We start from the raw sequence: 533 nt of genomic DNA, 5'->3' as shown, positions 1-533 counted from the left end.
CGACCCCGGCTTGCACAATCGCTGCCCCTCTGTCCGGAGTCCGCTGATGTCCCTGGCGATCGTCCACAGCCGCGCCCTCGACGGGCTGACCGCCGCGCCGGTCGGCGTCGAGGTCCACCTGGCCAACGGCCTGCCCTTGTTCACCCTGGTGGGCCTGGCCGATATCGAGGTGAAGGAGTCGCGCGAACGGGTGCGCGCCGCGCTGCAGAACAGCGGCCTGTCCTTCCCTCACAACAAGCGCATCGTCGTGGCGCTGTCGCCCGCAGAACTGCCCAAGGAAGGCGGCCGCTTCGACCTGCCCATCGCGCTGGGCATCCTCGCGGCCAGCGGGCAGATCGACGCGGCGAAGCTGGCGCAGATCGAATGCGCCGGCGAGTTGTCACTGGCCGGTGAATTGCGGCCGGTGCGGGGCGCATTGGCGATGAGCCTGGCGCTGCGGCGCGACGGCAGGGGCCGGACGCTCGTGCTGCCCGAGGCGAGCGCGGCGGAGGCGGCGCTGGTCGGCGGCGTGGAAGTGCGGCGCGCCGCGCACC

The 533-nt window shown here is 72.6% G+C and carries 1 protein-coding gene; it reads left to right on the top strand.

The features are described from left to right. Positions 1 to 46 precede the first annotated feature (46 nt). Positions 47 to 533 (top strand): magnesium chelatase domain-containing protein (locus tag B0W88_RS32230; protein WP_144007167.1); only part of this gene is annotated, 487 nt, incomplete at its 3' end.

It is taken from the genome of Pelomonas sp. KK5 (genome assembly GCF_001984095.1).
Taxonomy (GTDB): domain Bacteria; phylum Pseudomonadota; class Gammaproteobacteria; order Burkholderiales; family Burkholderiaceae_C; genus KK5.
Note: the sequence above shows the minus strand (reverse complement) of the source record. Positions and strands in the feature narration are given on the sequence as shown.